The following is a 14,341-nucleotide window of genomic DNA, read 5'->3' as shown; positions in this document are numbered from 1 at the left end:
CCATGTCGTCGCCACACGTTTCCGCCCACCGGGCGCACGGCGGTTCGCCGCCCGCCCTGCTCCCCGTGCCGCTGGCCGCCCTGCCGCTTCTGCTGCTGTGCCTGGCTGCCTGCCTGATCACGGGCCTGCCCGCGCGCGCCGCGCAACTGGCCACCGAGGTGCCCGCCGGAGCCACCGGCGCGGTGAAGAAGCCCGAGGCCCACGCCATCACCGCCGACCATTCCCGCCACCCGGCCCTGCAACAGCCCTTCGCCACGCCGCAGGAAGTGACCAAGGCCTGCCTGTCGTGCCACAACGCCGCCGCGCAGCAGGTGCACAAGACCATCCACTGGACCTGGCTGGACCCGGCCGACCCGGAACGCAAGATGGGCAAGGGCGGCATCACCTTCAACAACTTCTGCATCGCCATCCCGTCCAACGAGCCGCGCTGCACCTCGTGCCACGCGGGCTTCGGCTGGAAGAACGCGCAGTTCGACTTCTCGTCGCAGGAAAACGTGGACTGCATGGTCTGTCACGACCACACCGGCACCTACAAGAAGTTCCCCACCATGGCCGGGCTGCCCGTCAGCGAACCCACCGAGTTCGAGGGCAAGACCTTCACCCCGCCCGACTACAACGCCGTGGCCGCCTCGGTGGGCCGCCCCACCCGCGACAACTGCGGGGTCTGCCACTTCTACGGCGGCGGGGGCGACGCGGTGAAGCACGGCGACCTCGATTCCACCATGTTCAAGCCCGGCCGCGAACTGGACGTGCACATGGACGTGAAGGGCGCCAACTTCACCTGCCAGCGCTGCCACACCACCGAGGCCCACGTCATCGCCGGGCGCACCTACAAGCAGCCCGCCTTCACCGAGCGCACCAGCGTGCTGGACGACGACCGGGTGCACCGCATCGCCTGCGAATCGTGCCACACCGCAACCCCCCACAAGGCCGGGCACAAGGCCAACGACCACACCGACAAGCTGGCCTGCCAGACCTGCCACATCCCCGCCTTTGCCCGCGAACAGGCCACCAAGATGTGGTGGGACTGGTCCACGGCGGGCAAGAAGAAGGACGGCAAGCCGTTCGCGGAAAAGGGTCCCTTCGGCAAGCCCGTCTACGACAGCAAGAAGGGCGACTTCCGCTGGGAAAAGGACGTCGTTCCCGAATACCACTGGTCCAACGGCCGCATGGAATTCCTGCTGCTCACCGACGTCATCGCCGACACCTCGCAGCCGGTGGCGATCAACCGCATCGACGGCAGCCCCGTTGACCCCAGGTCGCGCATCATGCCCTTCAAGGCGCACCGGGGCCGCCAGCCCTTCGACGCGGGCAACCGCACCTTCGTGGCCCCGCACCTGTTCGGCAAGGACGACGCCGCCTACTGGAAGACCTATGACTGGCAGAAGGCCGTGGAGGCCGGGCAGAAGTCGCTGAACCTGCCCTTCAGCGGCAAGCTGGAATTCGTGGACACCGTCTACTACTACCCCATCACCCACCAGGTGGCCCCCAAGGAACGGTCCGTGGCCTGCGGCGAATGCCACAAGCCCGCGGGCAGCCGCCTTGCCGCCGTCACCGGGGTGTGGATGCCCGGCCGCGACCGCAACGCGGGCGTGGACGCCGCGGGATGGATCGCCGTGGCCGGGTCCGTGCTGGCCGTGGGCGTGCACGGGTTCCTGCGCCTGGCCGCGCGCGGCCGCAACAACCGCAAGGAGGACTAGCCATGCACGCCACCGAACGACTCTACCTGTACAGCCGGTTCGAGCGGTTCTGGCACTGGGCGCAGACCCTGCTCATCCTCGTGCTGCTGGTCACCGGTTTCGAAATCCACGGCACCTTCGCCCTGCTGGGCTTCGAGCGGGCCTTCGCCGTGCACAACTTCTGCGCCTGGTCGTGGCTGGTGCTGTACGCCTTCATCGTGTTCTGGATGGCCGTCACCGACGAATGGAAGCACTACGTGCCCACGTTCCTGAAGCTCATGGACGTGGTGCGCTACTACCTCTCCGGCATCTTCAAGGGTGAGCCCCACCCCGTGCCCAAGAGCGAGCGCGCCAAGCACAACCCCCTGCAACGGCTCACCTACCTCGGCATCGTCTCGTTCCTGGTGCCGTTCCAGATGATCACCGGCTTTCTCTACTACACCTACAACCAGTGGCCGCAGCTCGGCTTCGCGGGCAGCCTGACCCTGAAGGCCGTGGCCGTGCTGCACACCCTGGGCGCCTTCGCCTTCCTGGCCTTCGTCATCGTGCATGTGTACATGACCACCACCGGCCATACCCTCTCCGCGCACATCGCCGCCATGTTCACCGGCTACGAGGACGTGCCGCGCGATGGCGTGAAGCCCGAGGGGTAGAAGAGAAAACAGATGAAGAAAATGTGGGGGAGGGAGGAAACGTTGAAAAGTTTCCTCCCTCCCCCACACCCCCACCCACCTTCCAAAATTTTCAATTGGGGGGTGGCCCAGAGGATGAATGACGTCCCGCCTCACATGAAGCGCACCAGTTCGAACAGCTTTTTCCGCTGCGTGGCCACGATGTGGTAGTACTGCGTCTGCGGGATGAAGATGTACGGCACGTCCTCCGTCCGCCGGTACAGGAAGTGCGACAGGATCATCCGGTTGATGGCCTGGTGCCCGATGATCATTACCCCCGGCGCGCCGCCCGCCAGGAACAGCGCCCGCCGCACCCCGCGCTCCACCCGCTCGCGCAGGGTCACGTAGCCCTCGCCGCCCGGATACACGTAGTTGTACTTGTCCTTCTGCCTGGCCGTGTAGTCTTCCGGAAAGCTCCTGCGGATGTCGTCGTAGCGCAACCCCTCGCGTTCGCCCGCGTCGATCTCGTCGAGTTCGGGCAGGGCCATCACCGTGGCCCCCGGCCTCGCCTCGCGCAGGGGGGCCGCCGTCTGCGACGACCGCCTGCGGGTGGAGGTGAAGATGTACGGCACCTCGATGTCCGCGAAATGCGCGGCCAGTTCCCTGGCCTGGGCCTGCCCGCGCAGGGTCAGGTCCGAATCGCCGCCGATGCGCCCCTCCACGTTGTAGTAGGTCTCGCCGTGCCGGACCAGGTACAGGTTGCGCACCCACGCGGACACCAGGATGTCCCGGATGCGATGGTAGTACGGCAGCCGCAGGCAAATGCGCTCGCCCACCACGCGGTTCTCCAGCGTGTCCACCCGCACCCAGCACGGCTCGTCGGCGCACGGGGCGTACATGCGCTCGTAGTAGTGGATGCGCTTGGTAAAGCTGTCCACGGCCGCCTGCGTGGTCTCGCGCGCGAATTCCGGCATCTGCGTCTTGCGCCGGATGGCGGCGCCCAGCGCCACCGGGTCGTCGTTGACGCACTCCACGAACAGCAGCGGATGGTCGGTGAGCATGGCCTCTATGGTGGCCCGCCGGGCGCGGCTGGCGTTGGTGGCGTCCAGGATGGCCACATGCCCGTCGCCCGCCAGGTAGTCGCGCGCCGCCGCGATGTTCAGCCGGGCGATCTCCTCGCGCCGGGCGCGGCCTTCGGCGTTGTCCGGGTCGTAGAATTCCGGCCGGGCGGAATCCATGCCCAGCAGGGAGCGGCGGATTTCGCCGTTGTTGAACACCTCGACGCGGAAGTCCTCCGCCTCCAGGCCCTCGCGGATGCGGCGGGCCATGGTGGATTTGCCCCGCGCGGGCAGGCCGACCATGACGACGTAGAGTTTGTTCATGTGGGGGTCCTGTGGGGGGGGGAATTGCATACGCCGCTGGGACAGGAAAAACGTCCGGTCCCCACGTTCTGCTCTATCGGTAGCGGCTTCTACGGATGCACGCCAGCCCTTTTGATTGCGCTCGATTTCGTTATGCCTCCGGCGGGGAGGCGGAAGGGGCGTGCGTAATGGACACGGCTTCTACGAAGACACCCCAGCGTTATTGACCACGCTCGATCTCGTTATGCCTCCGGCGGGCAGGGGGTGTTGTAACGAACACCCCCTGCACCCCCGCGTTCCAGGGGGGCTTCGCCTCCCCTGGACCCCCAGGTTTTCATGCACCGCATTCCTGTGCCGGGCAGCTTCCCTCCGGCGCAGGGCGCCTCCGGGCGATCTGCCCGGCGGAATGCGATGTGCGCATGACTCCCGGCGGCGTAGCGGAACCTGGGTGCCTTATTTGTACGGCCACAGCGGCGCGCATGCGGGTTTCTGCCTGATGCAAAGACGACGCTTCGTGCGTGGAAGCGTGTGACGCTGGGCTTTGGCGGCGGCACATGCGTCGCAACGAGGGCTCTGGTAAAGGCTCCCCCGCTTAGCCATGCCTGCGGGAGCCATGCGCGCATTGGCGTCACCGGCGGCAGATCGCCCGGAGGCGTCCTGCGCCGGAGGGAAGCTGCCGCCGAAGGGACGCCGCGCAGGATAAGCCGGGGGTCCAGGGGTGGCGAAGCCCCCCTGGAGCGCGGGGATGCAAGGGGCCATCGCTCAATGGCCCCTTGCCCGCCGGAGGCATAACGAGATCGAGCGTGGTCAATAACGCTGACGTGTCTTCGTAGAAGCCGTGTCCATTAACGCACGCTCCCCTTCCAATCCGCGCCAGCCCTACCTCCCAAACAACCTCGTCAACCGCCCCAACTCCGCGTACAGCCCGGCCTCCATCTGCTCCGGCGCCATCCGCCACGCCCAGTTCCCCGCCGCCACCGACGGGGTGTTCATCCGCGCCTCGGCCCCCAGCCCCAGCACGTCCTGCACCGGGGCCACGGCCAGTTCCGCCACACTGCCCATGGCCAGCCGCAGCAACACGCCAGGCGCTTCATGCACCGCAATGGAGTGCCCCACGTATTCCTCCACCCGCGCCCGCTCGTGGGACGGGGCCGCTTCGAACCACGCCCGCGTGGGCGCGTTGTCGTGGGTGCCGGTGTAGACCACGCTGCGCACGTCGTGCCGGAAGGGCACGTCCGGATTGTCGGCTGGGTCGCCGCCGAAGCCGAACTGCAACACCTTCATGCCCGGCAGGCCGAAGGCCGCCTTCAGTTCGCGCACGTCGGCGGTGATCACGCCCAGGTCTTCGGCAATGAGCGGCAGCGCCGTGAACCGCCGGGCCAGCGTGCCGAACAGTTCCATGCCCGGCGCGTCCACCCAGCGGCCGTTGACGGCCGTCTCCTCCGCCGCCGGAATCTCCCAGTAGCCCGCAAAGCCCCGGAAATGGTCCAGCCGCACGATGTCGGCCATGCGCAGGTTGTGCGCCACCCGGCGCACCCACCACGCGAAGCCGTCGCGCCGCAGGGCGTCCCAGTCGTACACCGGGTTGCCCCAGCGCTGGCCCGTGGCGCTGAAATAGTCGGGCGGCACCCCGGCCACGTGGGTAGGGGCCAAGTCCGCGTCCAGCCGGAAATAGCCGGGGTTGGCCCACACGTCGGCGCTGTCGTGGGTGACGTAGATGGGCACGTCGCCCACCAGCCGCACCCCCAGGTCGGTGCACGCGGCCCGCAGGTCGTACCACTGGCGGAAGAACAGGTACTGGCAGAAGCGCACGTGGTCCAGCGCGGCGGCCTCCTGCGCGTCCAGCAGGGCCAGCGCGCCGGGGTGGCGGCGGGCGAAGGGCTCGTCCCAGGTGGTCCAGGCCGCCCCGCCGAAGCGCTCCTTGAGCACCACGAACCGGGCGTAGTCGTCCAGCCAGTGGGCGTTGCCCCGGCAGAAGCGCAGATAGGCGGTGTCCATGGCCAGTTGGTGGCGGTTGCGCTCCCACGCGGCGCGCAAGAGGACGCGGCGGTGCGCCTCCACGGCCTCGAAGTGTACCGGACCGCCCTGTCCGCCCGATCCGCACGTCGCGTCGCGGAACCGTTCCGCCCCCGCGTCCACGTCGGCCCACGAGACGAAGCCCTCCTCGGCCAGCCGTTCCGGGCTGACCAGCAGGGTGTTGCCCGCGAAGGCCGAAGGGCTGGAATAGGGCGAATTGCCGATGAACGTGGAGGTGGGCGTCAGCGGCAGGAACTGCCACACCGTCTGCCCGGCCCCGGCCAGCAGCCGGGCGAAGGCGTGCGCCGCCGGACCCAGGTCGCCGATGCCGAAGGCCGAGGGCAGCGAGGTGACGTGCAGCAGGATGCCGCTGGCGCGGACCGGTCGGGACATGGGAACTCCTTGATGGCCTGGCGGCCGTGATGTCATTGAGGCGAGGCGGGGCGGGCGCGGGCGGGATGGTGAAAACTGTCCGTGGCGGCGGGCCGCCGGTGCCTGGGGGCAACACTCCGCGCGCTCTGCTCCGCCTGCGAGGCTAGCATGAACGTGCCCGGCACGCCATGCGCGTAGACGGTGGGACGGCGGGACGGCACCAGGGCACGGCAAGGGAAGAAATGAAACGGAACGGGCGCCCATCCGCCCCTTCCCGAGGCGCGTCGCGGAACTCCCGCGCGCCAATGCGAAAGCCCCTGCGGCGCGGGCGGCAGGGGCTGCATGTGCGGATGACGCCGGTTGACGGCGCGTCGCTCAGTACACGTAGAGGAAACCGGGCGCAACCACCCGCGACGCCGGTTCCAGTTCCAGCACCGTCTCCAACGCGTCGCGCAGCCACGACGAGGGCTTGGGCTGTTCCACCAGCACCGGCCGCTCGACGATGCCGCACAGCTGCTGCACGTCGGTCAGGGCCACGTCCATGCCGCCCAGGGCGTCCACCAGGCCCAGTTCGTGGGCCTGCCGCCCGGTCAGGGCCCGGCCGTCGGCCACGGCGCGCACCTTTTCCACCGGCAGGTTGCGCGAATTGGCCACCTCGGTCACGAACTGGTCGTACATGTCCATGACGATGGATTGCAGGTATTCGCGTTCCTGCGGGGTCATCTCGCGGAACGGGGACCCCGCGTCCTTCATGTCGCCGGAGACCAGCGTCTGCCGGGCCAGGCCCAGCTTGTCCATGAGGCCCCGCACGTTGGGCAGTTCCATCTTCACGCCGATGGACCCGGTGAGCGTGGCCGGATTGGCGATGATGCGCGTGGCCCCCAGCGAGATGTAGTAGCCGCCGGACGCGGCCACGGTGCCCATGGACACCACCACCGGCTTCACGCGGGACACGCGGCGCACGGCCTCCAGCAGTTCCTGCGAGGCGGCCACGCCGCCGCCGGGCGAATCCACCCGCAGCAGCACGCCGCGCACCGTGGGGTCGTCGCGCAGCTTGTCCATCCACGCCACGGTCTTGGCGATGTCCGCGATCATGCCTTCAACCCGCACCACCCCGACGCGCGGGCCCGCGAAGGGGCCCGCGTCGCCGGTCAGATGGCGCAAGGCGGCCGAAGCCCCCATGAAGAGGGCAACGGCCGCCATAATGAGCAGGAATCCGAAGATGAACGGATGCCGCTGGCTGAAGGAGGGTCTAGCTGTCGGAAGCATCCTCTTCCAGCTTCTGCTTCAGCAGGTCGCCAAGGTTCTGGCCGCCCGTGTCGGCGGGACCGGCGCGGAATTCCTTGGGCTTGCGGCGTTCTTCCTCGTCCTTGAGCTGCTTGATGGACAGCCCGAGGCGACGTTCTTCGGCGGAGACGTGGATGACCTTGGCCTGGATGACCACGCCTTCCTTGAACATCTCGGAGGGCGACTTGATCTTCTTCTGGCTGATTTCGGAAACGTGGACCAGGCCTTCGATGCCTTCTTCCACTTCAACGAACAGGCCGAAGTCGGTGATGTTGGTCACCGTGCCTTCGATCACCCCGCCGACCGGGTAGCGCGAGGGCACGTGGGTCCACGGATCTTCGGTCAGCTGCTTGATGCCGAGGGTGAACTTCTCGTTCTCCTGGTCGACGGTCAGCACCTTGGCCTGCACCACGTCGCCGGTCTTGAACACTTCGTTGGGATGGCGGATCTTCTTGGTCCAGCTGATGTCGGACACGTGGATCAGGCCGTCGATGCCGTCCTCGATGCCGATGAACATGCCGAACTCGGTGATGTTCTTGATCACGCCTTCAAGGATGGTGCCTTCGGGGTACTTCTCGGCCACCACTTCCCACGGGTTCGGCTTGACCTGCTTCATGCCGAGGGAAATGCGCTTCTTGTCCTGGTCCACGCCGAGGATGACCACTTCCACTTCGTCGCCCACGCGCACCATCTGCGACGGGTGACGCAGCTTGCGGGTCCACGACATTTCGGAGATGTGGACGAGGCCTTCCACGCCGGGCTCCAGCTCGACGAACGCGCCGTAGTCCACCAAGTTGGTCACGCGGCCCTGCAGCTTGGCGCCTTCGGGGTACTTGGCGGTGATGTCCTGCCACGGATCGGGCACCAACTGCTTCATGCCCAGCGACACCTTCTGGTTGTCGCGGTCGAAGGAGAGCACCTTCAGCTGAAGTTCCTGGCCAAGGGTGACCAGTTCCTTCGGGTGACGGATGCGCTTCCAGGACATGTCGGTGATGTGCAGCAGGCCGTCCAGCCCGCCAAGGTCCACGAACACGCCGTATTCGGTGATGTTCTTGGCCTTGCCGGTGACGATCTGGCCCTCTTCGAGGGTGCGCAGCAGATCCTGACGCTTGGAATCGCGTTCCTCTTCGAGCAGGACGCGGCGGGAAACGATGACGTTGCTGCGCCGACGGTTGATCTTGAGAACACGGAATTCGTATTCCTGGTTGACCAGCGCGTCCATGTCGGGGACGGGGCGCAGGTCCACGTGCGAACCGGGCAGGAAGGCTTCGACGCCGCCGAGATCGACGGTGTAGCCGCCCTTGATGCGACGCACGATGCGGCCGGTGATGACCCCGTTGTTTTCCTGGATCTCTTCGAGCTTGTCGAAGAGCTGCATGCGCTTGGCCTTCTCGAAGGACAGGGTGATGGTGCCTTCCATCTCGTTCTTGCGAACGACGAAGACGTCCACCTTGTCGCCCACGGCGATGTTGACCTTGCCGGTGCTGTCCCTGAACTCGGAAGCGGAAATCTGCCCTTCGGACTTGAAGTTCACGTCGACGAGGACGCTGTCCTCATCCACGCGCACCACCTCGCCCTTGATGATCGACCCTTCTTCAAGGTCGCCGAAATCGGAGCTGAGGTAATTCTCGAGGGCGCTCTCGAAACTCAGATCCATTTCAAGAGCGGCGTTTTCCATGTTTTCGGGGGTTGCTGTCATACGTTTCCTCCAACCGACACAAATTTTCCCGCCCCCGAGGAGCGGGACGAGCGGGATTGGTCTGCATAGCAGAATGCCCCGGGAATGACAACAGCGGTGGGCGCGGCGGACGGTGCGGCGAAATGGGGGAGGGACGACGGGAGAAAAGGGGCGGTGCGCACCACCCTGCCATGGAGGTCCGGCAGCGGCCCTGTTGATGCGGGGGGTGCCCGGCCGGAGCCGATTCCATTCAGGCCAGTATCAGGTCAGTTCAGGCCAATTCGGTGTGCGCGAGACGGTATTTCACGGGGCGTCCGCCTTTTTCCACCATCCCTTCGGCCATCAGCCGTTCCAGCCAGGCGCGGGCCTGCACGGCGGCCACGCCCAGTTCCGCGGCGATCTCGTCTTCCTTTTTCGGGGTGCGCAGGATCTGCCGCACCATCCGCCGGACCAAGGCATATAGCTCGTCGGCCGGGGGCATGGGCGACGCCGCATGCCCGTCCCCGGCCGGTACGGCCTCGGGCACGCCATCGCCACTGCCCCTTCCGTCCGGCGCGGGCTTCGAATCGGCCACATCCAGCAACGACAGGGACTGCACCCTTGCCGGGGCGGCAACGGGGTGGCGAAGCAACGCCGCCAGCCCGGCGGGATCGACGGGTTCCGGCCAGGGATGGGCGCCCTTGGCGCGCAACGCCTCCAGCCCTTCGCGGCGCGAACCCGTGGCGCGCACGTAGACCGGCGCCAGCCGCAGCCTGTCCAGTTGTTCCTGCGCCCCGGCCCAGGTTCCGCCCTTGCCCGCATCGCTGCACACCACCAGCGCCGCGTCGGACAATGCGTAGACGAGCTTGTTGCGCTGCATGGCATTGCCCACGTTGAAGGCCGCGTTGGGGTCGTAGGGCGAAAGCAGCAGCAGGCGTCCGTGGGCGATGGCGTTGCGGTTCTCGCGGCGCAGGGCGCGCGGCTCCAGTCCTTCGGCCAGCACGCTCACCGCCGTGCCGCCCCCGGCCAACGCCCCGTCGGTGGCCGCGCCGTCGATGCCCCGTGCGCCGCCGGACACCAGCGCCACTCCCGCAGCGGCGGCAAGCCCGCCCACGCCCGCCGCATACGCCAGCAGCGCGTCGTCCGCGTTGCGCGAACCGACCACGGCCAGCCCTTCCCGGTCGAGCAGCGACCGGTCGCCGCACCCGTACAGGACGGGGGGGCAATCTTCCTTCAACCGGGCCTTCAGCCGGGCCGGGTACGCGCCATCGGCACGGCTGACCACCCAGATGGCCCTGGCCTGCCAGCGCTCCACCGCCTGGCCCAGCAGAAAGCCGCGCCCCAGAAGCCGCCGCATGCGCTCCGGCTCGACGATGTCGGCGCAGTCCGCGCACAGCGCATCCCCCTCCGCAGCCAGCAGGTCGGCGGGCTGGCGGGAAAGCTCGCGCAGGCGGCGGGCAAGGCGCTTGTACTCGCCCAGGCTCAGCAGTTCCGCAGCCGAACCGCCGCGTCCCGTGGAGCTTCGTCCCACCACGAGCGGAGCCGTCAGCAGCAGGATGGCCCTGGTATTCAGCGAAAGGGTGTCGTTCATCTATCCCCGGCCTGTCTGGGAAAGCGCCACCGGCCACACCTCGCCGCAGCCGTTGCGGCGCAGCAGCCAGGCGGCCACGGTCAGCGTCCAGCGTGAATCCACCATGTCGTCCACCAGCAGCACGGGGCCGGCGGGCACGGGAACATCGGCAAGGCCCAGCGAGCCATCGACGTTGCGCGCCTGCTGCACGCTGTTGCCCATGGTCTTCTGCTCGGGCCTGTCCTCCGTTTTCTCCAATACCGGAACAAACGGCAAGCCCAGCCGGGCCGCAAGGCGGCGCGCGAAATCCGGCACCAGGTCCGGGTGCCGCAACGACGGGATGCAGGCCACCCATTGCGGCGCGGGCTGCGGGGTCCACCCCTGCACCATGGCGGCGCAGGCGTCCACCAGTTCATCGGCAAGGCGTCCGTCCCGGTACTTTCCCTGCCGCACCGTGGTCCCCCACCCGGCGTCGCCCCACGCGCTCAGGGCCATGCCCGGCTGCGCCCGCTCCGCCACGGGAATCCTGCCCCGCACGCCGTAACGGGGCATGCCGCCGGCGGGCCATTGCGACCTGGGCTCGATGGACATGTTGCCGCGACGCAGGAACGCCACGGCCTCGCGCACCAGGGCGGGGTCGGCGGTTTCCGGCAGGGGCGGCAGCGCGGGGGGCGCGATGCCCGCCGCGTCCCCGTCCAGCGCCCGCACCAGGTACTGCATGTGCCCGCCGAAAGGCAGGTCCACGTATTCCCGCATCTGCGCCTGCTCCACACGGCGCAACGCCGTCAGCCGGTCCGCCCGGTCCCAGAATTCCTCGGACAGCGGGGCCGCCGTCAGCTGCCATTTGGCGCCCTGTTTGGCGATGGGCGCGGGCGATTCCAGCGACAGCAGGGTGATGCCCTTGTCGATGCGGCCCTTGCCCAGGTTCACGCCGCCCATCAGGTCCGGCACCGAAAGCCCGTCCGGCGCGCGTTCCAGGGCGTCCAGAATCTGCTGCACCTCCGCGCGGGTGGGAAAGGCGCTGCGGATGAACCAGTCGTTGATGTCGTCCTCTTCCGGCCCGCTCAGCAGGACGCCGTAGGCGGCGGGCAGGGCGCGCCCGGCGCGGCCCACCTGCTGGTAGTACGCCACCACCGAGCCCGGCGTCTGGAAATGGATGACGAAGGCCAGGTCCGGCTTGTCGTAGCCCATGCCCAGCGCCGTGGTGGCCACCAGGGCCTTGACCCGGTTGTGCAGCAGTTCCTGCTCCAGGCGTTCCCGGTCCTCGCCGGTTTCGCCCGTGTACGCCGCCACGGCGACCCCGCGCTGTTGCAGCCATGCCGCCACCAGCCCGGCATCGCGCACCGTCAGCGTGTAGATGATGCCGCTCCCGTCCAGTTCGCCAAGCCGCGCGGCCAGCCAGGCCAGGCGCCCGGCCCGGTCCGGCAGGCGGATGGTCTGCAATGTCAGCGAAGGGCGGTTCAGGTCGCCCCTGGACACCGCAAGCTCCGGCCCCAGCACGGCGCCCAGGTCGGCCATGACCCGGTCGTTGGCGGTGGCCGTGGTCGCCAGCAGGCGCACGGCGGGGGGCAGGTTGGCGGCCATGCGCCCCAGCAGCCGGTAGTGCGGCCGGAAGTCGTGCCCCCAGTCGGAGATGCAGTGCGCCTCGTCCACCACCAGCAGCGAAATCCGCGCCGCCACCGGGGCCAGCACCTGCGTCTGGAACCAGTCGTTGCCCAGCCGTTCCGGCGAGATGAGCAGGATGTCCACCTCGTCGCGGACAAGCCGCGCCTCCACGTCCGCCCAGTCGTCCCGGTTGTCCGAGTTGATGGTGGCGGCCCGCACGCCCATGCGTTCGGCGGCGGCGATCTGGTTGCGCATCAGCGCCAGCAGAGGCGACACCAGCAGCGCGGGCCCCTGCCCGGCGTCGCGCAGCATCCGCGTGGCGATGAAATAGACGAAGCTCTTGCCCCAGCCCGTCTTCTGCACCACCAGCAGGCGTCCCCGGCCTTCCACCACGCGCCGGATGGCGTCTTCCTGCCCGTCCCGGAATTCCGCCCCGGCCAGCCCGGACCCGGCGCGCAGCAGCGCCAGCGCCCGCTCATGCGAATACGTCATGTCCGCTCCCCACTGTCTGCCTGACGTCTGCGCAACGGCGGCAATGCCGCGCGCGCCGCCACCATACAGACATGCCGCCGCAGGGGAAACACGCCCGCGCGACACCGGACGCCCCGTGCGCGCCCTATTCCTCCGGCTCGGCCAGGGCCACCAAGTCGTATGTCCGAGCCTCCACGATGTCCGCCTCCACCAACGCGCCGGGGGCGACCCCGGCCCCGCTCACGTAGGTCACCCCGTCTATCTCCGGGGCCTGGAACCAGGTGCGGCCGGTGTGCAGGCCGGGCCATTCGTCGTGGGGGGCGTCCACCAGCACGGGCAGGCGCTGGCCCACGTAGCCTTCCATGATCTCCTCGCTGATTTCGGCCTGCGCTTCCATCAGCGCGTCGCGCCGCCATTCCTTCACGTTGTCCGCCACCTGGTCCGGCATGGCGGCGGCGGGGGTGCCTTCCTCGGCCCGGTAGGCGAACACGCCAAGGTGGTGAAAGCGCGTCTCCACCACGAAATCGGTGAGCGCGGCGTAGTGTTCCTCGGTCTCGCCGGGAAAGCCCACGATGATCGAGGTGCGCAGGGCCGCGTCCGGGAAATGCTTGCGGATGCGCTCCACCACCACGCGGGGGTTGCGGGCGAAGGGACGCCCCATGCGGCCGAGTACGTCCGGGTGGGCGTGCTGCAAGGGCACGTCGAAATAGGGCACGAAGGGCGCGCCCGCCGCCGCGAGGTAGGAGAGCAGTTCGTCGTTCAGCCCGGCCGGGTACAGGTACAGCAGGCGCAGCCGGTCCAGCCCCGGCAGCGGCAGCAGGCGGTCCAGCAGGCGGCGCAGGTCGCCCTTGCCGGTGGAACCGCCGGGTCCGTTCTCCAAATCGCCGCCCCAGGCGGTGACGTCCTGCGCCACCAGGATCAGCTCGCGCACGCCCATGTCCAGCAGTTGCCGCGCCTCGCGCTCCAGTTCCGCCGCCGGGGTGGAACGGTGCGCGCCGCGAATGGAGGGGATGGTGCAGAACGAACAGTTGTGGCGGCACCCGTCGCTGATCTTCAGCCAGGCGTACGACGGCCCGGTGGACAACAGCCGCGTGCCGCCCGCGTAGCCGGGCACGATGCCGCCGGATGCGGCCACCCCCACGGCCCCCATGGAGTTGACCAGCAGTTGCGGCCACGTCCCGATGGACTGGTTGGGCAGCCACAGGTCCACCTCCGGCAGTTCGGCGGCCAGGTCGCGCTCGCCGTAGCGGCCCACCAGGCACCCGGCCACGGCCAGCAGGGGCCGCCGGGCCAGGCCGGAAATCTCGTCCACGGCCTCCACTACGGTGCGCACCGATTCCTCCACGGCGGGCAGGATGAAGCCGCAGGTGTTCACGAGCACCACGTCGGCCTCGGCCATGGTGTCCACGGGGCGCACCGGGGTGCCCAGCGCGCCCAGCAGGCGTTCGGTGTCCACGCGGTTCTTGGGGCAGCCGAGGCTGACGGAATAAACACTTATCATTGGATGGAGTTCCGGGTATGGGAAAGGTGGAGGGTACCGCACGCCCCCGTGGCGGCACATGCCGTGCCACGGAAGCCGATCCGCCCCCGGCCCCCCGGTGGTAACCGCAGGGCAGGCCTATGGGCGTGGTGCTGGGTGCCGCGTACCCGCAATGCGCGCCGCGCGCAAGCCCCCGCCTCCGGCAGTCCGGGCGCGACATCCGCGCCGGGCT

9 protein-coding genes are annotated in these 14,341 nt (G+C 68.6%); 2 read left to right on the top strand and 7 right to left on the bottom strand.

The features are described from left to right. The first annotated feature begins 2 nt into the window (after nt 1-2). Together V6B97_RS00760 and V6B97_RS00755 are read left to right on the top strand one after the other, a co-directional pair. Nucleotides 3-1,700, top strand: coding sequence for a tetrathionate reductase family octaheme c-type cytochrome (locus V6B97_RS00760; protein WP_333504585.1), 1,698 nt, complete (start codon nt 3-5; stop codon nt 1,698-1,700). A gap of 2 nt (nt 1,701-1,702) precedes the next feature. Continuing rightward, entirely contained in the window at nt 1,703-2,332 is a 630-nt protein-coding gene (locus V6B97_RS00755; RefSeq protein ID WP_333504584.1) for a cytochrome b/b6 domain-containing protein, read from the top strand. 131 nt (nt 2,333-2,463) lie between these two features. Here the strand turns inward: V6B97_RS00755 and V6B97_RS00750 are convergent, their stop codons facing one another. From V6B97_RS00750 to rimO, 7 genes are all read right to left on the bottom strand, one after another. After that, nucleotides 2,464-3,672: a histidine phosphatase family protein gene (locus tag V6B97_RS00750; protein ID WP_333504583.1), complete on the bottom strand. Its 1,209-nt coding sequence runs from the start codon at nt 3,670-3,672 to the stop codon at nt 2,464-2,466. An 858-nt stretch (nt 3,673-4,530) separates the two neighbouring features. Then, nucleotides 4,531-6,060 carry a 4-alpha-glucanotransferase gene (gene malQ, locus V6B97_RS00745; protein ID WP_333504582.1) on the bottom strand — a complete coding sequence of 510 codons (1,530 nt, stop codon included), beginning with the start codon at nt 6,058-6,060 and terminating at the stop codon, nt 4,531-4,533. A gap of 354 nt (nt 6,061-6,414) precedes the next feature. Beyond that, nucleotides 6,415-7,308, bottom strand: coding sequence for a signal peptide peptidase SppA (gene sppA / locus V6B97_RS00740; protein ID WP_333504581.1), 894 nt, complete (start codon nt 7,306-7,308; stop codon nt 6,415-6,417). Next, nucleotides 7,292-9,025: a 30S ribosomal protein S1 gene (locus V6B97_RS00735; RefSeq protein ID WP_333504580.1), complete on the bottom strand. Its 1,734-nt coding sequence runs from the start codon at nt 9,023-9,025 to the stop codon at nt 7,292-7,294. The genes sppA and V6B97_RS00735 overlap by 17 nt, the downstream gene beginning before the upstream one ends. Nucleotides 9,026-9,275: 250 nt before the next feature. Beyond that, complete coding sequence (locus V6B97_RS00730; RefSeq protein WP_333504579.1) at nt 9,276-10,574, bottom strand: DNA-processing protein DprA; 1,299 nt, start codon at nt 10,572-10,574, stop codon at nt 9,276-9,278. Then, a complete protein-coding gene (locus V6B97_RS00725; RefSeq protein ID WP_333504578.1) occupies nt 10,575-12,650 on the bottom strand; it encodes a RecQ family ATP-dependent DNA helicase in 2,076 nt (691 codons plus the stop codon). A 124-nt stretch (nt 12,651-12,774) separates the two neighbouring features. Next, complete coding sequence (gene rimO, locus V6B97_RS00720; RefSeq protein WP_333504577.1) at nt 12,775-14,130, bottom strand: 30S ribosomal protein S12 methylthiotransferase RimO; 1,356 nt, start codon at nt 14,128-14,130, stop codon at nt 12,775-12,777. Between the last annotated feature and the right edge of the window lie 211 nt (nt 14,131-14,341).

This window comes from Nitratidesulfovibrio sp. 1201_IL3209 (genome assembly GCF_036763125.1).
In the GTDB taxonomy this organism is placed as follows: Bacteria; Desulfobacterota; Desulfovibrionia; order Desulfovibrionales; family Desulfovibrionaceae; genus Cupidesulfovibrio.
Note: the sequence above shows the minus strand (reverse complement) of the source record. Positions and strands in the feature narration are given on the sequence as shown.